Genomic DNA, 26,670 nt, shown 5'->3' with positions numbered 1-26,670 from the left:
CTTCGTTCCCATAAGCCGACGCAACGGTAACGCACGCCACGAAGACGCGCCACCATGACCGGGCCCACATCGAGTCGCGCCGTTCGTCTTTCCAAACAAGATCGGGCGGAAATGTTCTCCCGATGGTGCAGTGACACTCCGCCGCCGCGCTGCGTACGGTGGTTTACCGGCCCCCGCGCAGGGGGCGGATTCTTGGGCCGGGAAGGACGCGGTGCGGTGGTTGGCGTTTCGGACCTGGGGTGTGCCACTCGATGAGCCTCGGCGCATCCGAAAAGTTGTCCGCCGCACCCTATTCGGAGCCCGTGCGTGGTCCGCTGTCGCGCTGGTCGCGCTGGGTGATCACCCACCCGCGCGCGGTGATCGCGGTCTGGCTGATCGTGCTCGCGCTGTGCGGCGCGGGCTACCCGGCGCTCGAATCGCGGGTGCAGGCACCGGATCTCACCGTTGACCGCGCCGAATCGGTCGCGGTGCAACGTCTGATCGCCGCACACTTCCCCGGCCTGCGGGCCGAACAGGCGCTGCTGGTGTTCGATTCCGATACCGCCGTCGTGGACACCGCCGAATATCGCGCTCAGCTCGAGCGCGCCCGGCACGCCGTCGAATCGGTCGGCGGCGTGACGGTGCTCGCGGCTCCCGGCGATCTCGGTGCGCGACAGCTGGTTTCGGCCGACGGCCGCACCGCCTTGGCGGTGGTCGCGATCGAGGGCGATCAGTCGCACCGCGTCGCCGTCTCCGCCGACGTGCAGGACGCGCTGTCCGAACTGCCCGGTCGCGACGTGGTCCGCGTCGGCCTCACCGGCTACACCGCGATCCAGAACGATGTGATCATCGCCGAACAGGCCGATGCGCGCCGCGCCGAATCCCTCGGCGTTCCGGTGGCTTTCGTGCTGCTGACACTGGCGCTCGGCGCGGTGGCCGCGGCGTCGCTGCCGATCCTGATGGCCGTCGCCGGGCTGCTGACGTGCACCGGCGTGCTCTTGGTCGCCAGCACCGTGACATCGGTCGATCCGCTGATGCTGTCCATCGCCGGCATGATCGGCCTCGGTGTCGGCATCGACTACGCCCTGTTCGTGGTGAGCAGGTTCCGCGAGGAACTCTCGGCGCAAGGGGTGACCTCGCGGGCCGACACCGAACCGATCCGCACCGCCGTCACCGCGACCATGGCCACCACGGGTGGCATGGTCCTCGCTTCCGGCTCGGTCGTGATCGTGTCGCTGTCCGCGCTGCTCGTGGTGCCCGCGGGCGTTTTCCGGGGCATCGTGCTCGGTGTCGGCGTGGCCGTGGCGACGGCGATGCTCGCCGCGGTGACCCTGCTGCCCGCCGTCCTCACCGAACTCGGCCCCGCGGTGAATCGCTGGCGGGTGCGCGGCCGGGGCATCGACTCCGACGACAGCGACGCCGCCCGCCGGTGGGCGCGCCGGGTGATGCGCAGGCCGGTGGCGTTCGGTGTGGCCGCCGCGGGCCTGCTGGTCGTGGCCGCGCTGCCGTTGACCGGCCTGCGCACCGGTTTCGACCTCGGTATCGCATCGCTGACCGAATACCCCTCCGGTGTCGCGGCCCACACGGTCGCGGAGAAGTTCCCGCCCGGCATGCTCTCGCCGATGGAGTTCGTCGCCACCGGGCCCGACGGCGGTCCTCTGGACGCGGAGGCGGGAAGCGTCGTGCGAGGCTTCGCCGACGACCTGCGCGCCGATCCCCGTGTCGCCGCGGTGCTGGCGCAGCAGTCGGACGGCCGCGTTCACCTGACGGTCGTGACCCGCACGCAGATCGACTCGGCCGCGGGCTCGGATCTGGTCGCCGAACTCGACGCGCGGGCGCTCGCTGCCTCGGCCGCGAACCTGCGGATCAGCGCGGGCGGCGCGCCCGCCGGTCTGCTCGAGATCAGCGACGCGGTCCGCGGCGGCTACCTGCTCGTCGTCGTGATCACCGTGCTGTGCGCGCTGGCCCTGCTGGTGGCGGTCTTCCGCAGCGTCGCCGTGCCGGTCAAGGCGGTCGCGGTCAACCTGCTCGCCACGGCGGCCGCGCTCGGCATCACCGTCGCGGTGTTCCAATGGGGCTGGGGCGAAACCCTTTTCGGCTTCGAGAGTCCCGGTTTCGTGCAGGTCGTGATGCCGCTGATCGTGTTCGTGATCCTGTTCGGCCTCTCGATGGACTACGAGGTGTTCGTCATCCGCCGGATCAGGGAGAACTGGGACTCGGCCGCGGCACGCGGCGTGACCGATCCGGTCGCCGCCAACCAGGACGCGGTCGCCGACGGGATCGGCGCCACCGCCAAACCCGTCGCGGTCGCCGCCGCGATCATGGTGGTGGTGTTCGCCTGCTTCCTCACCGCGAGCACCCTGGAACTGAAGCAGCTCGGTTTCGCGCTGGCCGTCGCGGTCCTGCTCGACGTGGTCGTCGTGCGACTGGTGCTGGTACCGGCGACCCTGCGGTTGCTCGGCCGCTGGAACTGGTGGCTGCCTGCCCCGCGCCAGCGCAAGGAGATGTCTCAGCGCAAGCGGATGTCGAGCCTGCGGTAGAGCGGGACGAACGCGTTGAACCGGTAGCGGCGGCGGGTGATCTCCCAAGGGCGGCCCGTCGCGAGCAGCGTCTCGAGGAAGCGCGTCAGCTGCACGTGGGTGAGCGCGGCGCCGAGGCAGAAGTGCCTGCCGCCGCCGAACCATAGCTGCCGCGTCCGCGCCACATAACCCAGATCGAGGTCGAACCGGCCGACGGAATTGTCGATGTACCAGGTCATCACCTTGACGCGGTCACCGGCGCGCAATCGCCTGCCGCCGAGTTCGACGTCGCCGACGACGCCGCGCCCGACGACCGGCATCGAGCTCGTCACCCGCAGACCCTCCCGCACCGCCTCGGGGATCAGGTCCGCGCCGGCCAGCAGCCGATGCTGGTCGCCGGTGTCGTGCAGCAGCGCGACCAGCCGACCGATGGTGCTGGCGAGCGTGACGGTGCCGGCCACCACGAGCAGCACGGTGAATCCCCGCGTCTGCTCGAGTGTCAATCCCATGTCCCGGCAGCGTCCGATGACGGTGCCGGAGCCGGCCGAGTCGTACACGTGCTCGACGTTCGCGCCGATCAGTGCCGCCAGCTCCCGGCCGCGCTGCCGGTTGCGAGGCGGCACGACGGTCGTCGCCCAGTTGCCCTTGCCCAGGTCGGCCAGCCGCTCCATGGCCGCGAAGAGGTCCAGATACGGTGTGTCGGTGCCGGTTTCGCGCGGCAGACCGGCCACGTCGACCATTGTTCGCGCCGTGAACACCCGGCCGAACTCGGCGATATCGACCGTCCGGCCCGCGGCCAGATCGGTGCGCAGCCGCTCGAGCTGCGCGCCCGTCGCGTCCTCGACGAGGAGTTCGGACGCGGGTCTGCTGAACAGGTCGCCGAGTCCGGCGCGCAACCGCTGGTGCTCCGGCCCCTCGAAGCGTTCGGCGCCGAATTCGCCGAGCATCTGCGACCACCAGTGTCCCGACGCACCGTCCGTCGCGATGCTGAAATGCTCGCTGTCGCGGTGGACTTGGCGCGCGAGTTCCGGATCGGACACCACCCAGCCGAATTTCGGCACTCTGCGGAGGGGCCGGGTGGCGGCCCCGAGCGGCGCGAGCAACGCCAGGCCCGGCTGGGCGGCGGCGTGCAGGGCGAGTTCGTGCCATTCGGCGGCACGCGGCAGTCTCACGGTCATGCGCGGGCTCCCGCGATCGCGTCGGCGGTGAATCGGTCGGCGCCGAACTGGTCGATGACGAGATGGGTGCACAGGATCGCCATCGCGGCCCATTCGGCCGTCACGCCATCCCAGGTGCCAGGCTGGTCCACGGCCGTGCGCCAGATCCGTTCCGTCGCTTCGGGATCGAACAGCCCGTAGCGTCGCGCGGCGGCGCGGGAGAGATGGTCGGCGGCCAGCTCCGCGCCAGGGCCGCTGAGGTACCACGGGCCGACCGGGGTCATGAAAGGCTTCTTGCGCCGCCGCACGATCCGCTTAGGCAGCAGATCCGCCATCGCCCGCTTGAGCACGTACTTCTCGGTGCCGAGGCGCATGAGCATGCGCGGGTCGAGCTCGGCGCAGACGTCGAGGACGTCGCGGTCGAGGAACGGCACCCGCACCTCGAGGCCGTGCGCCATGCCGAGCCGGTCGGAGATCGGCAGCACCCAGTGCGGCAGCCGGGTGTGGAACTCGAAATGCATCTGCCGGTGCAGCGCGCTGTGCTCGGGCGGTCGCGGCAGCGCCGACGGCTCGGGCAGGTCGGCGAGCACGGCGGGCCGCGCCGTGCCGGACAGCGCGCTCCACAGGTACACCCACGGCGGCATCTGCCCGTACTGTTCGGTGTATTGATTACGCCGAGAGGAGATTTCGACGATGTGGCGGTCGATGCCGCTCGGCGCGCCGATCCACTTCGTCGCCTGCCGCCACACCAGCGGTCGCAGGGCGTCCAGCCGCAGGGCCTCCAGCCGCGAACTCAGCCGCATCAACCGGTAGAAGTCGTACCCGGCGAGCAATTCGTCCGAGCCGTCGCCGCTCATCGCCACCTTGAGGCCTTGGCCGCGGGCGAGCGCGGTCAGGTCGAGGAACGGGGAGGCGACGCCGCCGTACCAGAACGGAGATTCGAAGTGCCACATGCTCTTCGGCAGCAGCTCGCAGACACGCGCTCCGGTCGTCTCGGACTCCACGTTCGGCACCCGCAACCACCGCGCGACCAGCCGTGACATCTCGGTCTCGTCGTGGATCGCGCCGGACAGCCGCACGCTGAGCGTGGTCAGCGGCGCGTCGCAGCGCCGGGTGGCGACGGCGGCGATGGCGGACGAGTCGAGCCCGCCGCTGAGCGCGACACCCGCGTCCACCTCGTCGGGGACGCGCTTGGCGACCGCGGCCGTGAACCGCTCGCCGAACGCCTCGATCGCCGCGCGCCCGGTGAGCAGCGGCGCGTCCGGATCCTCGCGCTGGAAGACGCGGAAATAGCGTCGGCTCCGAATACCGTCGGCGTCCGCGGTGAGGACGGTGCCCGGTTCCAGGTCGCGCACGTCACGCCAGAACGTGCCTGGCGCGATGGTGTGCCCGTAAAAGAGGCAGTCGCTCAACCCTTGCCGGTCGATCTCGGGCGTGCAGGCGCCGGAGGCGAAGATGCCCTTGATCTCCGACGCGAACGTCAGGCGGGCACCGCGCACGTGATAGAAGAGCGGTTTGACCCCGACGCGGTCGCGGGCGAGCGTCAGCCTGCGCCGGGCGGCATCCCAGATCGCGATGCCGAAATCGCCGTCGAGGTGTTCGACGAACCCGTCCCCGTACTCCTCGTACAGGTGCGGGACGACCTCGGCGTCGCTGTCGCTGCGGAACCGGTGCCCGCGCGCCGCCAGGTCGCGGCGCAACGCCTTGTGGTTGTAGATCTCGCCGTTGAGCAGCGCGTGGATCGAACCGCTCTCGTCGGCGGTGGGCTGCGCGCCGTGCCGCACGTCCACGATCGACAGACGCTGGAACCCCAGCGCGGCGTGCCGGTCGTTCCAGGTGGCGTGGTCGTCGGGGCCGCGGTGGCGCAGCACGGCGCACATCGCGGCCAGCGGGCCGGGGTCGACCGGGGCCTCGAAGTCGACGATGCCGCAGACGGCGCACATGTCAGTCCTGCCCGACCGCGGTAGCGGGTGCGAGGAGCCCGTCCAGTTCGGCGACGGCGGCGTCCAGCGCGGCCGTCAGGTGCTCGATCGGCGGCAGCTTGTCGGCGGCGCCGAGCACGCCGATGAACAGCTCGTCACGATAGCCGAAGCAGGTGAAATTCAGCGCATTGCCGTGCATCAGAAGGGATATCGGATACATCGCGTCCAGGCGAGCGCCGTCCAGGTACAGCGTGTCCCGTGGCCCGGGAATATTGGAGATGCCCATGGGGTGCGAGGACGGAGCCGACCGGATGCCGAGCAGCAGTGCGAAGATCCACGGGAAGGTGGTCGCCAGGCCGTAGCCGATGACCGCACCCGGCGACATCGCGCCCATGTGCCGCTTGGCGGCGTCGATCGCGTCCTTGACGGCGGCGAGGCGTCGCACCGGGTCCTCGACGTCGGTCGCCAGCGCCGTGAACATCAGTCCGGCGCGGGTGCCCACCCGCTGATCGCCGTCGCGCAGATCGGTCGGCACGCCGGCGGTGAGCGGGCGCTCGGGTAGTTCGGCGTGATCGGTGAGGTAGCCGCGTAACGCGGTGGCGACCAGATACAGCACCAGATCGTTGACGGTGCAGTCCGCGGCGCGCGCCAGTCGTTTGATCTCATCGAGCCGGTAGCGGCGCAGCGAGAGATCGCGCGCGCCGGTGATCGGACCGTCCAGGACGGAGGGCGGCTGCCGGTACGTGTGCTGCGCGGTCGGCTGTCCCGCCTTGCGCCGCAACGCATCCCGCGCGGCCCCGACGACCCCGGACAGTATCGCGAAGAACCCGTACACCGCCGTGAACAGCGCACGAATCCGGCTCGTCCGCGCCGGACCGAGGTCGGTCTCGGGGCCGATCGAGAAGAAGGGCGGCAGATCGCGCGCCAGCGGGTCGGGGGACAGACCGCCGGTGATGACGCGTACCAGCGAAACACCGTCCAGCAGACTGTGATGCGCCTTCAACACCACGGCGAACCGGTCCTCGGACTGCCCTGTCACGAAGTGCAGCTCCCACGGCGGCTTGCCCAGGTCCAGCTGCTCGCGGTGGATGCGCGTCACGAGCTCGACCAGTTCGTCGCGACCGGTGCCCTTGGACAGCCGCCACGTCCTGATGTGGTCGGCCGGGTCGATCTCGCCGACTTCCGCTACCAGAGCGAAGGATTGGGCGAGCCGACCGGGTACTGGCCGAAGATTCCACGGCGGCGGAGCGGTGAACGGGGCGCCGTGCCGTGCGTGCCAGCGGCGCACGAATCCCTCGGCATCGCCATCGGGACAGTGGAATTCCATCAGGAACGCCACATGCATCGGCATCTCCTGCGACTCCAGCGACAACCAGGTCGCGTCGGTCGCCGACAATCGCTTGACCGCCATACGGCTCCTATCCTTCGAATTCGTGGCCCGCCGCCGGTCGTGGCGCGAGGTCGAGCCGCAGGCCGACCGGGATCACGGCGAAATGGAACCGGTCGTCGGGCGGTGGAACACCGTCCGGGAGCCGGAAATCGAAAGTGCGGCAAGCCATCGCGGCCACGCTCTTGACCTCCAGCATCGCCAGGCCGCGGCCCGGGCAGAAGCGCGGCCCCGATCCGAAGGGAATCGCGACGTCCGGGCGGTGCGCCCTGCCGTCGGCGTCGCGCAACCACCGTTCGGGGTCGAACCTGTGCGGATCTGCGAAGTTCTCCTCTTGGAGGCCCGGGTACCGCACGTTGACCAGCACCCACGTGCCCGCGGGCAGCGCGATGTCGCGCAACACGGTGTCGTGCACGGCTTCCATGAGCAGCAGCGGAGTGGTGGGTTGCAGCCGCATCGACTCGGCGACAACGGCTTCCAGATACGGCTGGCGCTCCAGCGTCGACGGTATCCGGATGATCTCCTCCCGGATGCGTTGCTGCGCTTCGGGTTCGGAGGCCAGGTGGTAGAGCAGCCATGCCGCGGCGTTGCTCGTGGTGTCCTGTCCGGCGATCAGGATCGTCAGCGCCTCGGCGAAGAGTTCCTCGTCGGTGAACGATTCGCCGCCGTCGTGGGCGAGCAGGAATGCTTCGATGAAATTCGTCGGCTGTTCGGGCGCGGTGGTGCGCGCGCGGGCGATGACCGTGTTCACCTCGGTGCGCAGCGCCTCCAGCGCCCGATCCAGCGCGTGGTCGGCGGGCAGCTTGACCCAGCGCCAGTACGGGAGCGGAATGTTCAAGCGGCGGTTGATCATCGGGAAGACGTGCTCGAGGTGCTGCTGGATGACGTCGCCGGACTGCTCCAGGGTGTTGATGTCGTAGTCGAAGGTGAGCTTCGCCGTCACGTCCACGGTGTAGCGGGTCAGGTCGGCGCGCACGTCCTCGGGCGCCGCCGCGAGCCAGCGCCGCTGGAGCCGCTCGGTGATCCGCTCGAGCGTGGTGTGGAAGCGCGTGAGATGGGCGGCGTTGAAGCCGGGCATGGCCAGCCGCCTGCGCCGTCGCCACGCCTCGCCTTCGGAGGAGAACAGCCCGTTGGAGCCCATCTCGCTCATGATCGACTCGATCGAGGACTGTCGTCGGTAGGTCCCCGGCCGTTGCCGCAGGATCTCCTTGCTCAGTTCGGGATCGCCGACCACGACCAGTCGTCTGCCGGGCATGCTCAGCCGGTAGACGGGGCCGTATTCCGCGCACCAGCTGTCCAGTTGCCGGTGCAGCCGCGTCGGGGTGAGCTGCGGGAGGTTGCCCAGCACCGGCCAGCCGTCCGGCCCGGGGAGATCGAGGAGCGACATCGGTGCGGCGGACACCGGCCCGAGCCTAATCACGAATAGAGTGCCCGGCGCAATCGGCGACGGCAATTCATCGCGGGAAACTAGGTTCGTACCGAAGATTTGTCACGAAGTAGCAAGGCGCACACATCGATTGGTGATCCCCCTCACTCAGGCGGCGGCCGAAGTGGACTGCTGTCGCGGTTCGGTCGTAGTGTCGCAGGCATCCGGTTGCTTCCGGGTTACTGTCGCTCCCTTGCTGTGTCAGCGCCGTGTGGCTCCAATCCCGGGATAGCCGCGGCCATCGGAGGAAATCTCATATGAATCGCTCTCGAATACGCGCGCTGGGGGCCGCTCTCCCTGCCGGAGAATTCACCACGAACGAAGTGCTGCAACGTATGTCGAGCGGCGGCGAGTTCGACGTCGAACGCATTACCGGTATCGCACACCGGCATATGGTCGACCGCACCGAAGAGGACACCCTGACATTGGGTGTCGCCGCGGCCCTCGACTGCCTCGCGGGCTCCGGATACGATCCCGCCGATCTGGATGTGATCATCTGCGGCGGCACCACCGTGCACGACGGATTCCGCATGGTGTTCGAGCCGTCCGCAGCGGGCGAGATCGCCCGCCGCATCGGCGCTGTCAACGCCACCGGCTACGACGTCGCCAACGCGTGCGGCGGCACCATGACCGGTATCTACCTGCTGGACAACCTGATTCGCGCCGGTGTCGTCCGGACCGGCATGGTGGTGACACCCGAAGTCATCTCGCCGGTCACCGAGGGCGCGCTGGCCGAGGCGGTGGACGCCCGCGACCCCCAGTTCGCGGCACTGACCCTGGCCGACGCGGCCGTCGCGGTGGTGCTCGACCGCGCCGTCGACGACAACGAGGCCGTGCACTACATCGACATGATCACCTGCGCGGAATACTCGCCCCTGTGTATCGCGAAACCCAGCGACAACACCGAGAACATGATCATGTTGACCGACAACATCACCATGCAGGCCGCGCCGCGGCGCGAGACATGGGCGAAATTCCATCGCGACGTGCTGGCCAAGAATGGCACGACGTTCGCCGACGAGGACTTCGATTACATCGTCTTCCATCAGCTCGGCGTCGGTTTCACGGAGAAACTGGCGGAGTCGGGCAGCAAGATTCACGGCGCTCCCATGCCACCGCGGCTGGCGTGCGTCGAAAAGTACGGAAATACCGGTGCGAGCACACATTTCCTGGTGCTGCACGACTACTTGTCGCGCGGCCTGATCGCGCCGGGTTCCAAGATCTGTTTCGTGCCGACCGCATCCGGAATGGTGTTCGGCGTCCTGTCGGCGACCATCGGTGAGTTGGTGAAGTAGCACGTGGCGACCATTCTGCAGAATTCGGCGGTGAGCGACGATCCGGCGCTCGGCTCGATCGGCCACGCGGTCGCCGCGGCGCGGGAATGCCTGGCCGGGGCAGGCCTGTCGGCGGCGGACGTGGACGTGCTGGTGAACGTCGGCGTGTATCGAGACGCCAACATCGTGGAACCGTCCAACGCCGCGCTGATCCAGCGCGAGCTCGGCATGCATCTCGACTACGAACCAGGCTCCTCACGGCCCGGTTTCTCCCTCGACCTGCGCAACGGCGCCTGCGGCGTGCTGAACGCGCTCCAGGCGGCGAATGCGTTGCTGGCCAATGGCACCGCCGAACGTGTCCTCGTCGTCGGCAGCGATGCCCACCCCGGCGGCCTGGCGGACGCGGTCGACTTCCCCTACGCCACCGTGGGCGGTGCGTTCCTGGTGACGAAAGGCATCGACGACGCGAGCGGGCTCGACGCGGTGCACCTGCAGCCCGCTCCGCGTCCGGACGGCGCGCATCCCGGCGTGGCTGGGTATCTCGACCTGAAGGCGATGGGCCGCGACGGCGCGCGCACGATCACCGTCGAGGTCGCCGACGACTTCGCCGAGCGGGTCACCGATGTCGCGCGCACGGCGGTGCGGAACTATCTCGCGAACCACGCTGATATGCAGCCGGATTCGACGGTGCTGGTCACCAACGATCCCGCGTCGGACTTCGCGGCGACGCTGGCCGCCGACTTCGGCTTCGCGCGTCACCACCAGGCCGACACCGGGGCGCGGAACGCCGGGAGCTCCGGTCTCATCATCGCCTACCACCAGCTGATCCGCTCCGGCGTCGTCGGGCATGGCGACCGGCTGCTGCTCGTCGCGGGAGGTTCGGGGCCGACGGCGGGCTGTGTCGGCTACCGGGTGCCTGTCGGCGGTGCCGGGTGACGCGCGCCCTCGGATACGAGGACCCGAGCGCTCTGCTCGAGCGCCGGATCGCCGAAGGGCCTGACGGGCCCGCCATCAGCTACCCGACCCGCTCGGACGCGGCGAAGGCCGAGCGCGGCGCCGACCTGCGGTTCACGGACATGACCTACGCCGAGCTGGGCCGTCGCGTCCGCTCGTACGCGGCGGGCTTCGCCACGATCGGTATCACCAAGGGCGTCAAGACGATCGTGCTGGTGCGCCCCGATCCGGACCTGTTCGCGGTGTTGTTCGCGCTGTTCCGGGTCGGCGCGGTGCCGGTGGTGGTGGATCCGGGCATGGGTGTGCGCCGCATGCTGCACTGCTTCCACAGCGTCGGCGCGGAGGCGTTCATCGGACTACCCGAAGCGCACCTGGTGCGGCTGGCCGCCCGACGCACCTTCGGCTCGATCAGCGTGCACGTCACGGCTGGGCGGTCGTACTGGGGTGGCCACAGCCTTGCCGATCTGCGCGACGAGCCGGAAATCGCGGCGGCCGAACACGATCCGGACGACCTGTTCATGATCGCGTTCACCACCGGGAGCACCGGACCGGCCAAGGGCGTCGAGTTCACCAGGTCGGGCTTCGCCGCCGCACTCGACGTCGTCGCCGAACTGCACGGTCGCCCAACTGGTTTCGTCTCGCTCACCTCGGTGCCCCTGTTCGGTCTCTTCGATCTGCTGCAAGGTGCGCACGTGGTGCTCGGTCCGGTGGACCCGGTGCGGGTGTCGAAGGCGAATCCCGCGCTGCTCACCGAGGTGGCGCGGTCCTTCGGCGCCACCGACCTCACCGCCTCGCCCGCCCTGCTGGCCAGGCTCGGCGAGCATGTCGCCGAAACCGGCGAGACGTTGCCCGATATCGCGCGGGTCATCTCCATGGGCGCGCCAGCGAATCTGACTGCGCTGGAGCGCATCCGGGGTGCGCTCCGCGACGACGCGCGGGTGTTCACCACCTACGGCGCCACCGAGGCGCTGCCGCTGACCACCTTGGAATGGTCCGAGCTGGTCGAGACGCGCGCCGCGACCGCCGAGGGCGGCGGCGTGTGCGTCGGGCGCCCGCTGCCGGAGAGCAGTGGCGCGACCCTCGTCCGGATCATCGGCGTCACCGACGATCCCATCGCCGACTGGAGCGAGGAGTTGGTGCTGCCCGCCGGGCGGATCGGCGAGATCGTCGCGAGCGGACCGCAGGTCAGCCGCGCCTACCACCGCAATGCGGTCGCCGACGCGCGGCACAAGATCGACGAGCGGCTGCCCGACGGCAGCGTCCGGCGCTGGCACCGCACGGGCGATCTGGCGCGCGTGGACGAATCGGGCCGCCTGTGGTTCTGCGGTCGGCTCTCCCAGCGTGTGCGGACCGCCGACGGGGACATGTATACGGTGCAGTGCGAGCAGATCTTCAACACCCACCCGGACGTCGCCAGGAGCGCACTGGTCGGCGTCGGCGCGCCGGGCGAACAGATCCCGGTGCTGTGCTTCGAGCCCGCCGCGGACCTCGCGCCCGCCGAGCTCACCAGGGTGCGGCGCGAACTATGGACCCTCGCGCAGAGCAGGGCGGCGACAAAGCGCATCCGGACCTTTTTGCCGCACAGCGACTTTCCCGTCGACATCCGGCACAACGCGAAGATCGGGCGGGAGCGGCTGGCGCGATGGGCCGCCGATCGGCTCGGTTTCCCGCGAACGAAGGAAGGAACGGACCGATGAAGGTTCTCGTCACCGGTGCGACCGGATTTCTCGGCAGCCACATCGTCGATGCCGCCACCGGCGCGGGCGACGAGGTGCGGGCGCTGGTCCGCGCGGGCAGCGACCTCGGCTACCTGTCCGGCGTGCCCGGACTCGACACCGCCGTCGGCGATCTCGGCGACGTGGACTCGCTACGGGCGGCCTGTCGCGACGTCGACGTCGTCTATCACAGCGCGGGTCTGGTGTCGGAAGTCGGTGCCCGGGAACAGTTCTGGCGAGCGAATGTGGAGGGCACCCGCAACCTGATCGCAGCCGCTCGCGAAGCGGGCGTGTCGCGGTTCGTGTATGTCAGCAGCCCGTCGGTCGCCACGTCCTACGAGACGGACCGCTTCGGCATCGACGAGTCCGAACCCTATGTCGACGCGCCCAAGAGCCTCTATGTCGCGACGAAGGTGGTGGCCGAGCAGTACGTCCTCTCGGCCGACTCGCCCGGCTTCACCACGTGCGCGCTGCGTCCGAGGATGATTTGGGGCCCCCGCTCGGCCGGGTGGATGAGCCTGCTGCTGGGCAAGCTGAAAAGCGGTCGGCTACCTGACCTTTCGGGTGGCCGCCGGGTCATGGCGTCGATCACCTATTGCGAGCACGCGGCGGCCGCCTGTTTGCAGGCCGCCCGTTCCCCCGAGGTCGCCGGGAAGGCGTACTTCCTGGCCGATCCCGAGGACATCGACCTGTGGGAGTTCGTGCGCGACCTGGCTGTCGCGCTCGACTTGACCCCGCCAACCCGTACCGTGCCGGGCCCCGTGCTGGACGCGGCGATCGCCGTTTTCGACACCATCTGGCGCATCCCGGCCGTCAAGGAACGGTGGGCGCCCCCGCTGTCGAGCTGGACGACGGCGGCGCTCACCGTCTCCAGTACCTACGACACCTCCGCCGCCCGTAAGGATTTCGACTACAACCCGACGGTCTCCCGCGCGGAGGGCTTGGCGCGCTATGTCGAGTGGGTGCGCTCGGTGGGCGGCGTCGACGCCGTGCTGGCCCGCGGCTGAACGAATCGCGCCGAATCGGAGGTTGTCTCGTGACTTCACTGCTGTCCACCGTGCGCCGCACCGGCGTCGAGTCCACGGTGCCCACCGCGCCGGGTGCGCTGCCGTTCTTGGGGCACTGGCACCGGTTCGGTCGCAGGCCGCACCGGTTCCTGTCCACCCTCGCGGCGCACGGACCCGTGGTGCGCATCGGAATCCCCGGCTACGAAACCTATGTCGTCACCGAACCGGAACTGATCAGGGAGGCTTTCACCGGGCTGTCGGATCAGGGCTCGATGATCGAGCGCGCCGAACTGCTGCTCGGCGCCGGCGTCACCGTCGTCTCCGGCGCGACGCACCGGCGGTCCCGCAGGCTCATCGCACCCGCGTTCGCGAAGGCGCGCATCGCGCAGTACGCCACCGTGATGACGGCGATGGGACAGGCGCGGGCCGGCCAATGGCGCGACGGCGCGACGCTCGCGGTCAACGAGGAGATGCACGACCTCGCACTGCGCACCGTCGCGGGCGCGCTGTTCTCCGGTGAACTCGGCGAGGTCACCGCGCGGCGCGTGCACCGGCTGTTGCCCGAGGTCATGACGCTGCTCGCGCGCCGCGTCACCCGTCCCGCATGGCTGGACCGGCTGCCCACCCGGGGCAATCGCCGCTTCCTCGAACTGGTCGACCAGCTCAAGGCCGCCACCGCCGACATCATCGCGGCCTACCGCGCCGACCTGGCCGCCGACCCGGCGCTGGACCACGGCGACCTGCTCGACACGTTGATCCGGGCCCGCGACGAGGACGGCGCGCCGCTGACCGACAAGCACGTGCACGACGAACTGGTCAACTTCCTGGTCGGCGGCACCGAGGCCATCGGCATGACCGCCACCTGGCTGCTCTACGAGCTGGCGCGCAACCCGGAGGTGGAGCGCGCCCTGCACGCCGAACTGGACGAGGTGCTCGGCGGGCGGCCCGCCGAATTCACCGACCTGCCGCGGCTGGACCTGACCAAGCGGCTCGTGCTGGAGACGCTGCGCCGCTACTCGCCGTGGCTCACCGTGCGACACGTGCCCGCAGGCTACGAGCTGGGCGGGCACGCACTGCCCGAGGGGGCGATGCTGTTCGTCTGCCCGATCGCGGTGCATCGCGACCCGCGGGTGCACGCCGACCCCGACCGGTTCGACCCCGATCGCTGGCTGCCCGAGGCGACGGAGGGAATGTCGCGCGGCGCGCACATCCCGTTCGGCATGGGTGCGCGGCAGTGCCCAGGCAATGTGTTCGCGCTGACCCAGGTGGCGTTGCAGATCGCCACGCTGTGCGGGCGCTGGCGGCTGCGGCTGGAGCCCGGGTTCACGGCGCGCGAGACCGTCATCGGCGCGCTGGTCCATCCCGAAAGCCTGCCCATGCGCATCGAAGCGAGGACACGCCTCGAGTCCGACTCGGATACCGCGAGATGACCGATGGCAGTGGCGATCACAGGTCTGCGCGAGGAGAGGTGATGTCCGAGACAACCGAGCACTGTGAAGTCGCGGTGATCGGCTCCGGCTTCAGCGGGCTGGGCGTCGCGATCGAGCTGAAGCGTTCCGGCATCGAGGATTTCGTCGTTCTGGAACGTGCGGACGCGGTCGGCGGCACGTGGCGCGACAACGTGTATCCGGGATGCGCCGTCGACGTGCCGTCGGTGCTGTACTCGTACTCGTTCTTCCCCGGCGACTGGTCGCGGCTCTTCGCGACCCAACCCGAGTTGCGCGCCTACACCGAATCAGTGGTCGACGCTTTCGAGCTACGACGCCACGTGCGGCTGAACAGTGAGGTCGTCGGGGGCGAATTCGACGAGAGCACACACCGGTGGTCGGTGCGGCTGGCCGATGGGCGCGTGATCAGCGCGCGCGCCGTCGTCATGGGGTACTTCTCGTTGCACGTGCCGTTCGTCCCTGACGTCCCGGGCCGGGACGTGTTCTCCGGCGTCCAAATGCATTCCAGTTCTTGGGATCTAGGCTTCGATCCGCAAGGGAAGCGGATCGCCGTCGTCGGATCGGGTGCGAGCGCCGTGCAGATCGTGCCCGCGCTGGCGCGCGAGGGCGCGCACGTGGTGTCGTTCCAGCGCAGTCCGGCATGGGTGCTGCCACGCGGAGACCGCGCGATCCCAGGACCGGTGCGGACGGTGCTGCGCAAGTTCCCGCCCGCGCGACTCGCGCTGCGCGGCATGGTGTTCTCGCTGCTGGAGTCGGTGCACCTGGCCGAGTTCCATCCCCGCTTGCTTCCGGTTTTCGAGCAGGTCTGCTTGCGTGCGCTGCGCAAACAGGTGCCCGATCCGCGCACGCGAGAGGCGCTGCGGCCGGACTACCGCTTCGGGTGCAAGCGGCCGATGGTGTCCGACGAGTACTACGCGGCATTCGCCCGCGACGACGTCGAGCTGGTGACGGAGAAGATCGTCGACCTCACCGCGGCCGGTGTGCGCACCGCCGACGGTGTCGTCCACGAGGTCGACGCGATCGTGTGGGCCACCGGCTACCACGTCCAGGACTCGATCCCGCGGTTTCCCGATTTCCGCACGCCCGCGTTCTCGCTGCGAGAAAGCTACGGGCGCAACGGTTTCACCGCCTATCGCGGCATCGCTTTCGCCGGCCTGCCGAACCTGTTCTGCGTCACCGGTCCGAATACCGCGCTCCCGCACACCTCCCAGTTCCAGGCCATCGAACCCACCACTCGCCTCATCGCCAGGACCATCGCCCACATGCGCGATCGCGCCCTCACTCGCTACACGCCCACCGAAGCGGCCCAGCGTCGTTTCGTAGCGCAGTGCCGCCGTGTACTAGCCGATCGCGTCTGGACCATCGGGGGTTGCACGAGCTACTTCGTCAGCGCCACCGGCGTCAACACCCTCACCTGGCCCGGCGGCACCCGCAGCGTTCGCCGCGACCGACGCCACATCCGCCCCGAGGATTGGGACCGCAGCCCGGCCGTCATCATCGAATCCGCCGCTCCCCGAATCGAATCCGACAGCGCACGGTAGTTGGCTGGGGCGAGGGAACGTCGCAGGCGACTGCGAACTCCGGTTACACCGCTCGCCCCGGCCCAGCGGTCAGCGGTCGGCGACGAAGGCGTCGAGCAGGCTGCGGTAGACGTCGGCGAAGCGCTTGCGCGCATTCTGCTGTTCGGCGGTCAAGCCGTCGGTCGAGTCGGGCGCGTACACGATCACGTGCAGGGCCTGGCCCGGCGGTTCGGGCATCACGTCGACGATCTGGCTGCCGCCGTCACCCGAGGCGGGTACGCCGAGATCGGCGGTGGACAGCGCCGTGAGCTCGGCGAGGGCGGCATCGATGACCTCCCGGCGGACCGCGCCGTCCACCTCGCGCGGCGGGGTGTTCCGATCGCGTTCCGGCGCAACGGCATCCGGTTTGCGGACGGCACGGCCGTCGGCGTAGACCTCGAGCACGGGGCGCAGATCGATCCGGTCCTGCCAGCCCGCGGGCATCGTCGTGAGCGTGAGGAGCGCGACGGCCGCACGGGCGGGCACTGGCGCGGGCAGGGGCAAGGGCGGATGAGCGGCGAGCGCGGGCGGGTTCTCCGTTGCGGGCGCGGGGGTTTCGACAGCCGGAGGCTGCGGTGCGGGCTCGGCCGGATCGGCGGCGGCAACGCCCCATCCGGCGGTGAACGTCATCGCGAGGACGAGCAGGGCCGATATCGTTCGTCGCATGGACTTCCCATCTCGATAGCGTCGACCGTCCGCCACATCCGGGAAGCGAGTTCTTTCCGGCGCGGCGGCTCAGGGTGCCGTAGAGCGTAGCGCCGTTGGCGCGCCGGGGCGCGTGCGGCCGCGGGTGTCGTTCCGGGGCGCGAGCCGATGTGGTGGAGGGGTGGCTGCTCATTCCGTGTCGGCGGGCGGTTCGGGGTCGTATTGGACGATCCGCCGGACCTCCCGTGCCCGTTGCGTCCCGGCCAGCCGCTGGACGAGATGCAGAGACATGTCGATGCCAGCGGAAACCCCTGCGGCGGTGATGATGTCACCGTCATCGACATAGCGATCACCCGGACGGACCTCGATCGTCGGGTCCAACGCCGCGAGCCGGTCCACGGAACGCCAATGCGTGGTCGCGGGCCGCCCGGCGAGCAAGCCAGCTGCAGCGAGCACCAGGGAACCAGTACACACACTGGTGATCAGCGGCGTCGTTCCGCGTTGCTCTCGCACCCACGCGAGATGGCCGGGATCCTGAGCCAACGCGCGGGTGCCGCGTCCGCCGGGGTAGACCAGCACATCCCGGCCGGGCGCAGCACCGAAATCGTGCTGCGGGCTGATCGTCATGCCCTTCGCGCACTCGACCGGTTCGCCGTCAGCGGAGAAGGTGAAGACCTCGAAACCGTCGCCGGGAAAGTACTTCGTCCAGCACGACAGAATCTCCCACGGCCCGACCGCGTCGAGCTCCTCGACGCGGGGAAACAACAGGATTCCGATCCTCTTCACGCCACCGGTCAAGACCGACATCCTTCCCCCATATGGCACAGGCTCCCTACGCCTCCCGCCGATTCACGTTCATCACATCCGATTCGCTTGGCGGAGGTCAACCTTCGGACATTGCTCCGGGGGACGCCTGAGCGGCTCGGAGTCGGGCAACCCGGACGCGGTCTGCGATCTGGTCACCTGGAGCAACGCGTGCGTCGCGGCCGCTACGCGCGGGGTGGACTACCAGTGGGCCGAGGGCCCGAATCGTGAAGAGGCCATTCAGAACGCGCTGAGGTTGTCCAACGCGGTCGGCGCCAGCGTCGTTCCCCTGCCCGCGGCGGTCAGTTATGTCGCCTGCACTCCGAGTGTGGAGTGACGCACCGGAGGAGCGGGAAGTCCGGGTAACCCCTAGGCCGGTCGATGCTGGACGGTCGGCGCAGGCGTGTCGTGGTGCCGTGGCCACGGCAACAACATCGGGACGCGATGCTGGTAGTCGCGGTATTGATCGCCGAACACGCCCACCAGATCGTGCTCCTCGATCTGCAGGGCGATCAGGATGTAGCCCGTCGTCGCGGCCGAGAAGAACAGATGACCGGCCGTCATCGTCGGCGTCGCCCAGAACGCGATGAGGAAGCCGAGCATGAGCGGATGCCGGATCACGCGATAGAAGAGGTTGGTGCGAAACGGCAGGTCGCGGTAGGGCTCGCCACGCCAGGCCAGGTACACCTGACGCAACCCGAACAAGTCGAAGTGGTTGATCATGAATGTGGAGAGCAGCACGGTCGCCCAGCCGATCCAGAACAGCGTCCACAGGACGACCCGGCCCGCGGTCGCGTCGACGTCCCACACGATGGCGGGCATCGTTCGCCACTGCCAATACAGCAGGAACAGCGCCAGGCTGGCCAGCAGCACATAGGTACTGCGCTCGATGGACGCGGGCACCACCCGCGTCCACCACCGTTTGAACGCGGGGCGGGCCATCACACTGTGCTGGACGGCGAACACGCCGAGCAGCAGCGCATTGACCACGATGGCCTCACCGGTCGAGGCCTCCACGCCAGCGTCGACGCTGCGCGGAACCCAGAAATTGCCGACGAAGCCGATCGCGTAGAGGAAAGCGGCGAGAAACGCCAGATAGCTCACGGCACCGTAACCGAGTACGAGAAAACGCATGATCATGCCCTTCGAGGTGGTTCTTCCTGCACCGCGCGCCGGTGGGCAGGCCACCACTCGGGACCACCCGCCGAACGGCGGCGTGACCCGGAGGCCGTGCGTGCGCGACGCGGCGACTGCTTCGCCCGTGCGGGCGCGGCGCCCGCGATACCTGGCGTATTCCTGGTCGCCCGCATACCCGTGGAGCCGGGCTCGGCGCCGTCGCGACCCGTGCGCGACCGAGTGACCGTTCTGGAACGCGCTCGAATCGACCCTGCGTCACCCCCGGGCAGGCGATGGTGGAATCGCCGTCCGATCGGATACGGCGATCGCCTTCTGGCGGGCTCGCCGTACCGGCGGTGCGTGACGTCACGCTGCCGGTCGCCGCAGCTGATCACTCGTCCACGGTAGTTCGTTGACGAGTGCGTGAACAAGGCTCCCGCCAGGCATCCGGCCTGATCAGCCGGTGCGATCGACGGACAGATCGATCGTGCGTGGGCGTTGCGCGCGGGTCAGCGCAAGGCGGGCGGGTTGTTCAGATCCTGCGCGGAGTAGGTGTCGCAGGCCCTGACCTGCCCGGTGCGGTAGCCGGTGAGGAACCATTTCTGACGCTGGTCGGACGAGCCGTGCGTCCACGCCTCCGGATTGACCCGGCCCTGCGCGGCGCGCTGGATCCGGTCATCGCCGACCGCGGAGGCCGCCGAGAGTGCGTCGTCGATGTCGGTGTCGGACAACCGCCGCAGGAACGGCTGGTTGCTGCCCGGCGCCGGCGTCTTGTCCGCGTAGTGGGCCCAGATGCCCGCATAGCAGTCGGCCTGCAGCTCGGTGCGCACCGCGCCGGACTCCGGTCCGCGCGGATCGCGCTGGGCGCGGCCGATGTCGCCGAGCTGGTTCTGGATGTGATGGCCGATCTCGTGCGCGACCACGTACTCCTGGGCGAGCGGGCCGCCGCTGGAGCCGAAGCGATCGGTCAGCTCCTGGAAGAAGCTGACGTCGAAGTAGGCGGTCCGGTCGGCCGGGCAGTAGAAGGGGCCGACCGCGCTGGTGGCGTTGCCGCAGCCGGTGGCGACCGCACCGGAGAACAGCACCAGCTCGGGCTGCATGTACCGCTTGCCGGTCTGCCCGGGCAGTTCGTTCGACCACACCGCGTCCAGGCTCTGCGCGGTGAGCACGACCCGGCAGTCGACGTACTTGTTGGCGTCCGCGCCGGTCTTGCAGTGTTCCGGGGTGCCCGCCGAGCCCGGCTGCGTCTGCTGAGTGTCCTCGGCGCCGGTGAACTGGCCGAGGACCGAACCGGGGTCACCGCCGAGCAGCAGCGTGATGACCAGCAGAATCAGACCACCCGCACCACCACCGAGTGCGAGTTTGCCGCCCATGCCGGGCCCGCCACCGGAAGAGGCCCGGTCCGGATCGATCTGGAGCCCTTCGTTGAACGTCATCATCGTCCTTAGTGGCATTTGTACGGTGGTCGGGCGACCGTGCGGCTACAGCTTGACACGGCCGCGCAGATATCGGTTTCCACTTGACGAACGTGTCTAACTACGATGGCAACCGCACCCGGCGACGCCCCGCCGGTGCCGGAGTCGTCGAAAGGAATCCCGTGCTGCGCACCCACTTGGCTGGTTCGCTGCGAAGCGAGCATGCCGGTCAGACCGTCACCCTCACCGGATGGGTGGCCCGGCGGCGCGACCACGGTGGCGTGATCTTCATCGATCTGCGCGATGCGTCGGGTGTGGCGCAGGTGGTGTTCCGCGAAGGCGAGGCCGCCGAGCAGGCGCACCGGCTGCGCGCCGAATACTGCGTGCTGATCACCGGCGTGGTCGAGCTGCGGCCGGACGGCAACGAGAACCCCGAGCTGCCGACCGGGCAGATCGAGGTGAACGTCAGCAAGCTGGAGGTGCTCAACGAGAGCGCTCCGCTGCCGTTCCAGCTCGACGAGCAGCCCGGTGACGAGGCCAGGCTGAAGTACCGGTACCTGGACCTGCGCCGCGAGGGCCCCGGGCACGCCATCCGGCTGCGCTCGAAGGTCAACGCCGCGGCGCGCGCTGTGCTGGCGCACCACGAGTTCGTCGAGGTCGAGACCCCGACGATGACCCGGTCCACCCCGGAGGGCGCTCGCGACTTCCTGGTGCCCGCGCGGCTGCAGCCGGGCAACTTCTACGCGCTGCCGCAGAGCCCGCAGCTGTTCAAGCAGCTGCTCATGGTCGGCGGCATCGAGCGCTACTACCAGATCGCGCGCTGCTACCGCGACGAGGACTTCCGCGCCGACCGGCAGCCCGAGTTCACCCAGCTCGACATCGAGATGAGCTTCGTGCGCCAGGAGGACGTGATCCTGCTGTCCGAGGAGATCCTGGTCGCGCTGTGGAAGCTGATCGGCCACGAGATCCCGACGCCGATCCCGCACATGACCTACGCCGAGGCCATGCGCCGGTTCGGCTCGGACAAGCCCGACCTGCGCTTCGGCGTCGAGATCACCGAGTGCACCGAGTACTTCCAGGACACCCCGTTCCGGGTGTTCCAGGCGCCCTACGTCGGCGCGGTCGTGATGCCGGGCGGCGCGAGCCAGCCGCGGCGTCAGCTCGACACCTGGCAGGAGTGGGCCAAGCAGCGCGGGGCCAAGGGCCTGGCGTACGTCCTGGTGAACGAGGACGGCACGCTCGGCGGCCCGGTCGCCAAGAACCTCAGCGAGGCCGAGCGCGAAGGGCTGGCCAAGCACGTCGGCGCGGAGCCGGGCGACTGCGTCTTCTTCGCGGCGGGCGCGGCAAAGGCCCAGCGCGCGTTGCTCGGCGCGGCGCGCGGCGAGATCGCCCGCAAGGTCGGGTTGATCGACGAGAACGCCTGGTCGTTCGTGTGGATCGTGGACGCGCCGCTGTTCGAGTCCACCGCCGACGCGACCGCGAGCGGCGATGTGGCGCTTGGTCATTCGGCGTGGACCGCGGTGCACCACGCGTTCACCTCGCCGAAGCCGGAGTCGCTGGACACCTTCGACACCGACCCCGACTCGGCGCTGGCCTACGCCTACGACATCGTCTGCAACGGCAACGAGATCGGTGGCGGTTCGATCCGTATCCACCGCCGCGACGTTCAGGAACGCGTCTTCCAGGTGATGGGCATCAGCCACGACGAGGCACAGGAGAAGTTCGGCTTCCTGCTCGACGCCTTCGCCTACGGCGCCCCGCCGCACGGCGGCATCGCCTTCGGCTGGGACCGGATCACCGCGCTGCTGGCGGGCCTGGACTCCATCCGCGAGGTCATCGCCTTCCCGAAGACCGGCGGCGGTGTCGACCCGCTGACCGACGCGCCCGCGCCGATCACCGCGCAGCAGCGCAAGGAGGCGGGCCTGGACGTCAAGCCGGAGCAGGAAAAGGTCGAGGTCACCGAGTAGACCAAGGCTGACGGTCGCTGAACGCGCCGTCCGTTCCGGGGTCGTATGTCGGCTCCGGGGCGGACGGCGCGTCGCGTTGCAGGGTGTGCCGGTCCTCGGTCATCGGCCCGGACCGCGGGGCCCTGCTGCCGCGGCAGCGGGGTGTGCCGGGGCGACCGCGCCTCGTTCAGACCTGGGCGACGCGTCCGCCGGTGAGGGTGCGGTAGGCGTAGGTCACCGCGAGGATCGAGACCGGGCCGGCGGCGAGCAGTCCGATGCCGCACAGCAGCAGGCCGAGGAAGGTGATCACCGCGACGGACAGCGCCAGCAGCAGGACCGGCCAGATGTTGTTGATCACCAGGATGGCGCTGGACCTGATCGCGTCGAACGGGCCAAGATCCTGATCGACCACGAAGTGCAGCGCGAACATACACAGCATGCCGACGACGAGTCCGGGAATCACGCACAGCGCCAGACCGATCCAGGTGCCGAGGAACGCCAGCAGGGCGGTCAGCAAGACATTCCCCGCGTTCACGAACTTGAAGTACGAACCGAAAACCGGTTTGGCGCCGTCGGTTTCGTATAGCGCCCCGCGCACCATCGCGGCCTGCAACAACCACAGCGCCGCCATCACCGCGAGGAAGAGCAAGACCAGCGGCAAGAACGAGTTCGGTTCGAATATCTGGACGAACAACACGAAGACCAAGTAGATGACGACGCCAAGCGCCGTAATTCCTAGCCACGGAGCAAGATTCGTCCGGAACTTTTCCAGGCCGTAGCTGAGCGCATGGCCGACGTCGAGACGTCCGGGCGTCCCGACCTGATAGCCATAGGTCGGCTGGCCCGCTGCGGCGCCGGGCGGCATCGTTCCCGGTTGCTGCGGCACACCGTATTCGGGTGCGCCGTATTGTTGCGGTGCGCCGTACTGCTGTGGTATCCCAGGCCCGCTGCCCGCGGGTCCGTACGAGGGCTGCCGGTCGGCCACCGCGGGCGGCGGCTCCATCGGCTCGGTGCCGTACTGGGCCGCTCCCGGGCCCTCGAACTGCGGATATCCGGCTCCACCAGGCATTTCGTGGCGCGCGTGACCTACCCCGTGCGGTGGCGCGTACGGGTCACCGCTCTCGTGTTGCCCCGGCTGGGCCGCGAACTGTTCGCCTCCACCGCCCCGCTGAGGTGTACCGCCTGCGGGGTCTTTCGGTGCGGAGGACGGTGTGTCGGTCAATGTCGGAGACCTTTCGACGCAACTGGTTTGCGATGTGGCGCACAGCAGTTCACGATGAGAAAACCGGACGCGTGCCACGGTGTCAAGCGAGCGCGACGCGGCCGGCGACCACGACACGAGACACGCCGAGCGAAGCGGAAAGGTTGCGCAACCGCTCGCTAGAAGTGACCCCATGCGAGTAGCTTGAGAGGCGATGACCGCACTATTGGCCGAACGCGCCGCCGAAGTCGTGTCCGCAGCACAACAGTTGCTCACAAAGCGAATGGGTGCTCCGGTGAAGCTGAGCGATCCGATGGAACTCAGCGGTAGTGGTAGGACGACAGTCCTACGTGTGCGTGTTGCCGAGAATTCGTTCTCGCTGCCCAGGACGCTGATCGTCAAGCAGGTGCGCGGTGCCGCCAGGGACCGCCGCACCGGAGGCTTGGCACCCGGCGTCGCCAGCATCGATTCGGCATTCCTCCGGGAAGCCGTCTCCTACCAGTTCACCACCGCGCTCAGCCGCGAGCAGCGGCCCGGCGCGTATTTGATCGCGCACAGCCTGCCCGACCGCCTGCTGATCCTGTCCGATCTCGGCGAGAACGCCAGGATGACCGCGGTGCTGCAGTCCGGCGCCGAGCCCGCCACCCGCAACGCGCTGATGGCCTTCGCCCAGGCGCTGGGCCGGATGCACGCGGCGACCGTGGGGCGCGAGGCCGATTTCGTCGCGCTGCTGCGCCGCGTGGAGGTGGTGCACCGGGTCGACGGGATCGCCCAGCAGGCCGAGGCCGCGATCTCCGAGGTGCCGGGATTGCTGCAGCGCGAGCTGGGCATCGAGGTGCCCGGTGAGATCGCCGAGCGCATCGTGCGCGGCAACCGGTTGTTCTCGGCCGGGCGGTTCCGTGCGTTCAGTCCGTCGGACCTGTGCCCGGACAACGTCATCCTGAACCAGGAGGGCGCCAGGTTCCTCGACTACGAGTGGGGCGGCTTCCGCGACGCCACTCTCGACATCGCCTACGCGCTGGTCTCCTTCCCCGGCTGCCTGTGCGATTTCGAGCTGTCCAGGGAGCGCGCCAGGCAGATGGTGGAGGCTTGGCGTTCGGAGATCGTCGGGGTGTTCCCGGCGCTCGCCGACGACGACGTGCTCGCCGAGCGCATCCTGGAGGCCAGGCTCATCTGGGTGTGGCTCACCACTTACTGGTTCCTGCCCGCCGACCACACCCGCATCGCGGCCGCGCGCGAGCACGGGCTGTCGGTGCCGCGCTCGGCGGCGCTGATCAACCGCTGGGCCGCGCTCGCCGAGGACGCGCGCTGCACCGGCGACGACGTGATCGGCGATTTCGCGGACGAGGTGTCCGCGATGTTGGAAGAGCGCTGGTCGGAGTAGTCGTAGCGGTACGGACCGCGTGTGTCGCGTCAGCGGCTGATCACCGCATGCCAGTGATGTCCGGCATGCGGTGATCGTCGATTCGACGGTGGAGATCAGATCACGGGCGTGGGGCGCGGCTCGACGCGGCCGCCACTGGGTACGGCGAAGCTCGCCCCGTGTCGCACACCTGTCGTCGGGTCGGTGACGTCGGCCAGATAGAACCAGTCCATCTGGGAGCGCTCTTCCGTCACGTCGAGGACGCCGTACCCGTGCGACTCCAGTTCGACGTAGCGCATGTGGTGGTTGAAATTCTTGATCGAATCCTCGATCGGCACCGCGACCGTGCGCGGGGCAGCCTTCAGCACCTCGCCGATGCTCGACGAGGTGACCGACGGGACGACGAACTCCGCGCCCGCCGTCTGTCCGCCGGGATAGTTCGCGGCGTCGATCGGCAGGTCCGAGGCCCAGGACGAGTGGATGTCGCCGGTCAGGAAGACGACGTCACCGACCTGCTGCTCGGTGATCGCGCGGAACAGGCGCTGCCGGTCGGCGGTGTAGCCGTCCCACTGGTCGGCATTGGCGGGCACGCCGGACTGCGGCACGCCGAGCGCACCGGTGATGGCCGCGGTGGTGGCGGGCTCCAGCGGCGGGACGACCAGCGGCGCGATCATCACCGAGTTGCCGACCAGCTTCCAGCGGACCGGCGCCGAGACCAAACCGGCGGTGAGCCAATCCATCTGGGCCTTGCCGGTGAGGGTGCGCGCGGGGTTGTCGACCTCGCGCCAGCCAGGCCCGGGCGAGGGCTGCCGATCCCGGTAGCTGCGCAGGTCGAGCATGGACAGTTCGGCGAGGGTGCCGAAACGCAGCCGCCGGTAGATCTGCACGTTCGCGCCGGAACCCGTGGCGCGCACCGGCATCCACTCCAAATAGGCGCGCGCCGAGGCGGCGCGGCGGTCCTGCCAGCTGCCCTGCACGGCGGGATCGTGGTGGTTGGCGCCGCCCGCCCAGGAGTTGTCCGCGGACTCGTGGTCGTCCCAGGTGCAGATGAACGGCAGCAGGGCGTGCAGCGCGATCAGGTCGGGATCGGTCTTGTACTGGGCGTGGCGGATGCGGTAGTCGGTCAGCGTGACGATCTCGTGTGCCGGGTCGTGCGGCCGCACCGCGCCGTGGCGGCCGCCGTACGCGCCGCGACCGTATTCGTACAGGTAGTCGCCGAGGTGGATGATCGCGTCGAGGTCGGAGCGGGCGGCCAGATGCCGGTAGGCGCCGAACCAGCCCGCCTCCCAGTTCGAGCAGGAGACCACGCCGAAACGCAGCCGGTCGGGCGTGTCGGAAGGGGCGGGCGCGGTGCGGGTGCGTCCGACCGGCGATGTCTCGCCGAGCGCGGTGAATCGGTACCAGTACTCGCGGCCGGGGGTGAGCCCGGTCGCGTCGATCTTGACGGTGTGGTCGGAATCGGCGGTGGCCGTTGCGGTTCCGGACGCGGCGATCGAGGCGAAGCCAGCGTCGTCGGCGATCTCCCAGCGGACCGTAACGGGCGCGCCGAGGCCGGAGCCGGGCGTGGCGTCGTCGGAGACGGTGACCCGGGTCCAGAGGACGATGCCGGTGGGGAGCGGGTCGCCGGAGGCTACGCCGTGCCGGAACGCGGGGCCCGACGCGCGGGCCCGCGCCGGCGTGAGCAGCGCGCCCGCGGTCGCCGCGGCGGCCGCACCGCCTTTCAACAGGGTGCGCCGGGCGAATGGACCGGTCTGGACAATATCTGAAACGACGACGTTTTCAGCCACGACTGTTGATCACAGCCGATGCGGGCCGGACTGGCAAATCGACACG

19 protein-coding genes are annotated in these 26,670 nt (G+C 69.3%); 9 read left to right on the top strand and 10 right to left on the bottom strand.

Features of this window, described 5'->3' with window-relative positions; genetic code table 11:
* The first annotated feature begins 302 nt into the window (after positions 1 to 302).
* Positions 303 to 2,519: an MMPL family transporter gene (locus AB0H50_RS00265; RefSeq protein WP_357444349.1), complete on the top strand. Its 2,217-nt coding sequence runs from the start codon at positions 303 to 305 to the stop codon at positions 2,517 to 2,519.
* Here AB0H50_RS00265 and AB0H50_RS00260 read toward each other — a convergent pair.
* From AB0H50_RS00260 to AB0H50_RS00245, 4 genes are read right to left on the bottom strand one after another with little or no spacing between them, the layout of a single operon-like run.
* Complete coding sequence (locus AB0H50_RS00260; protein WP_357444346.1) at positions 2,489 to 3,676, bottom strand: cytochrome P450; 1,188 nt, start codon at positions 3,674 to 3,676, stop codon at positions 2,489 to 2,491. The genes AB0H50_RS00265 and AB0H50_RS00260 overlap by 31 nt on opposite strands.
* Positions 3,673 to 5,598, bottom strand: a complete 1,926-nt coding sequence (gene asnB, locus AB0H50_RS00255; protein WP_357444343.1) for an asparagine synthase (glutamine-hydrolyzing) — start codon at positions 5,596 to 5,598, stop codon at positions 3,673 to 3,675. The genes AB0H50_RS00260 and asnB overlap by 4 nt, the downstream gene beginning before the upstream one ends.
* Before the next feature lies 1 nt (position 5,599).
* The gene (locus tag AB0H50_RS00250) at positions 5,600 to 6,988 is read right to left on the bottom strand and encodes a wax ester/triacylglycerol synthase family O-acyltransferase (RefSeq protein ID WP_357444340.1); all 1,389 of its coding nucleotides are present in this window, start codon (positions 6,986 to 6,988) and stop codon (positions 5,600 to 5,602) included.
* A gap of 7 nt (positions 6,989 to 6,995) precedes the next feature.
* Positions 6,996 to 8,366, bottom strand: a complete 1,371-nt coding sequence (locus AB0H50_RS00245; RefSeq protein ID WP_357444337.1) for a cytochrome P450 — start codon at positions 8,364 to 8,366, stop codon at positions 6,996 to 6,998.
* Between the two features lie 281 nt (positions 8,367 to 8,647).
* On the opposite strand from AB0H50_RS00245, the gene AB0H50_RS00240 reads away from it, so the two are divergent.
* The 6 genes from AB0H50_RS00240 to AB0H50_RS00215 are packed head-to-tail and all read left to right on the top strand — an operon-like array spanning position 8,648 to position 16,329.
* Positions 8,648 to 9,685 (top strand): 3-oxoacyl-[acyl-carrier-protein] synthase III C-terminal domain-containing protein, encoded by a 1,038-nt coding sequence (locus tag AB0H50_RS00240; RefSeq protein ID WP_357444334.1) that lies wholly within the window; start codon positions 8,648 to 8,650, stop codon positions 9,683 to 9,685.
* Positions 9,686 to 9,715: 30 nt separating this feature from the next.
* Entirely contained in the window at positions 9,716 to 10,600 is an 885-nt protein-coding gene (locus AB0H50_RS00235; protein ID WP_357444331.1) for a hypothetical protein, read from the top strand.
* Positions 10,597 to 12,315: a fatty acid CoA ligase family protein gene (locus AB0H50_RS00230; protein ID WP_357444328.1), complete on the top strand. Its 1,719-nt coding sequence runs from the start codon at positions 10,597 to 10,599 to the stop codon at positions 12,313 to 12,315. The genes AB0H50_RS00235 and AB0H50_RS00230 overlap by 4 nt, the downstream gene beginning before the upstream one ends.
* The gene (locus tag AB0H50_RS00225; RefSeq protein ID WP_357444325.1) at positions 12,312 to 13,340 is read left to right on the top strand and encodes an NAD-dependent epimerase/dehydratase family protein; all 1,029 of its coding nucleotides are present in this window, start codon (positions 12,312 to 12,314) and stop codon (positions 13,338 to 13,340) included. Before AB0H50_RS00230 ends, AB0H50_RS00225 begins: the two co-directional genes overlap by 4 nt.
* A 29-nt stretch (positions 13,341 to 13,369) precedes the next feature.
* A complete protein-coding gene (locus AB0H50_RS00220; RefSeq protein WP_357444322.1) occupies positions 13,370 to 14,770 on the top strand; it encodes a cytochrome P450 in 1,401 nt (466 codons plus the stop codon).
* Between the two features lie 41 nt (positions 14,771 to 14,811).
* Positions 14,812 to 16,329, top strand: coding sequence for an NAD(P)/FAD-dependent oxidoreductase (locus tag AB0H50_RS00215; RefSeq protein WP_357444319.1), 1,518 nt, complete (start codon positions 14,812 to 14,814; stop codon positions 16,327 to 16,329).
* A gap of 69 nt (positions 16,330 to 16,398) precedes the next feature.
* On the opposite strand, the gene AB0H50_RS00210 is transcribed toward AB0H50_RS00215, so the two are convergent.
* From AB0H50_RS00210 to AB0H50_RS00195, 4 genes are all read right to left on the bottom strand, one after another.
* On the bottom strand, positions 16,399 to 17,013 hold the full coding sequence (locus tag AB0H50_RS00210; RefSeq protein ID WP_357444316.1) for a hypothetical protein: 615 nt from the start codon (positions 17,011 to 17,013) through the stop codon (positions 16,399 to 16,401).
* 168 nt (positions 17,014 to 17,181) lie between these two features.
* Positions 17,182 to 17,799 (bottom strand): DJ-1/PfpI family protein, encoded by a 618-nt coding sequence (locus tag AB0H50_RS00205; protein ID WP_357444313.1) that lies wholly within the window; start codon positions 17,797 to 17,799, stop codon positions 17,182 to 17,184.
* A gap of 366 nt (positions 17,800 to 18,165) precedes the next feature.
* Positions 18,166 to 18,933, bottom strand: coding sequence for a methanethiol S-methyltransferase (gene mddA, locus AB0H50_RS00200; RefSeq protein ID WP_357447116.1), 768 nt, complete (start codon positions 18,931 to 18,933; stop codon positions 18,166 to 18,168).
* A 488-nt stretch (positions 18,934 to 19,421) separates the two neighbouring features.
* Complete coding sequence (locus tag AB0H50_RS00195; protein ID WP_357444310.1) at positions 19,422 to 20,348, bottom strand: neutral zinc metallopeptidase; 927 nt, start codon at positions 20,346 to 20,348, stop codon at positions 19,422 to 19,424.
* A 161-nt stretch (positions 20,349 to 20,509) separates the two neighbouring features.
* On the opposite strand from AB0H50_RS00195, the gene aspS reads away from it, so the two are divergent.
* Positions 20,510 to 22,294, top strand: a complete 1,785-nt coding sequence (aspS, locus tag AB0H50_RS00190) for an aspartate--tRNA ligase (protein ID WP_357447113.1) — start codon at positions 20,510 to 20,512, stop codon at positions 22,292 to 22,294.
* Positions 22,295 to 22,460: 166 nt separating this feature from the next.
* Here aspS and AB0H50_RS00185 read toward each other — a convergent pair whose 3' ends face one another.
* On the bottom strand, positions 22,461 to 23,495 hold the full coding sequence (locus tag AB0H50_RS00185) for a hypothetical protein (RefSeq protein ID WP_357444307.1): 1,035 nt from the start codon (positions 23,493 to 23,495) through the stop codon (positions 22,461 to 22,463).
* 193 nt (positions 23,496 to 23,688) lie between these two features.
* Here AB0H50_RS00185 and AB0H50_RS00180 point away from each other — a divergent pair, with 193 nt between their 5' ends.
* Positions 23,689 to 24,858: a kinase gene (locus AB0H50_RS00180; protein WP_357444304.1), complete on the top strand. Its 1,170-nt coding sequence runs from the start codon at positions 23,689 to 23,691 to the stop codon at positions 24,856 to 24,858.
* Between the two features lie 95 nt (positions 24,859 to 24,953).
* On the opposite strand, the gene AB0H50_RS00175 is transcribed toward AB0H50_RS00180, so the two are convergent.
* A complete protein-coding gene (locus AB0H50_RS00175; RefSeq protein ID WP_357444301.1) occupies positions 24,954 to 26,624 on the bottom strand; it encodes an alkaline phosphatase D family protein in 1,671 nt (556 codons plus the stop codon).
* Positions 26,625 to 26,670 lie beyond the last annotated feature (46 nt).

Source organism: Nocardia sp. NPDC050793, assembly GCF_040654065.1.
In the GTDB taxonomy this organism is placed as follows: Bacteria; Actinomycetota; Actinomycetes; order Mycobacteriales; family Mycobacteriaceae; genus Nocardia.
Note: the sequence above shows the minus strand (reverse complement) of the source record. Positions and strands in the feature narration are given on the sequence as shown.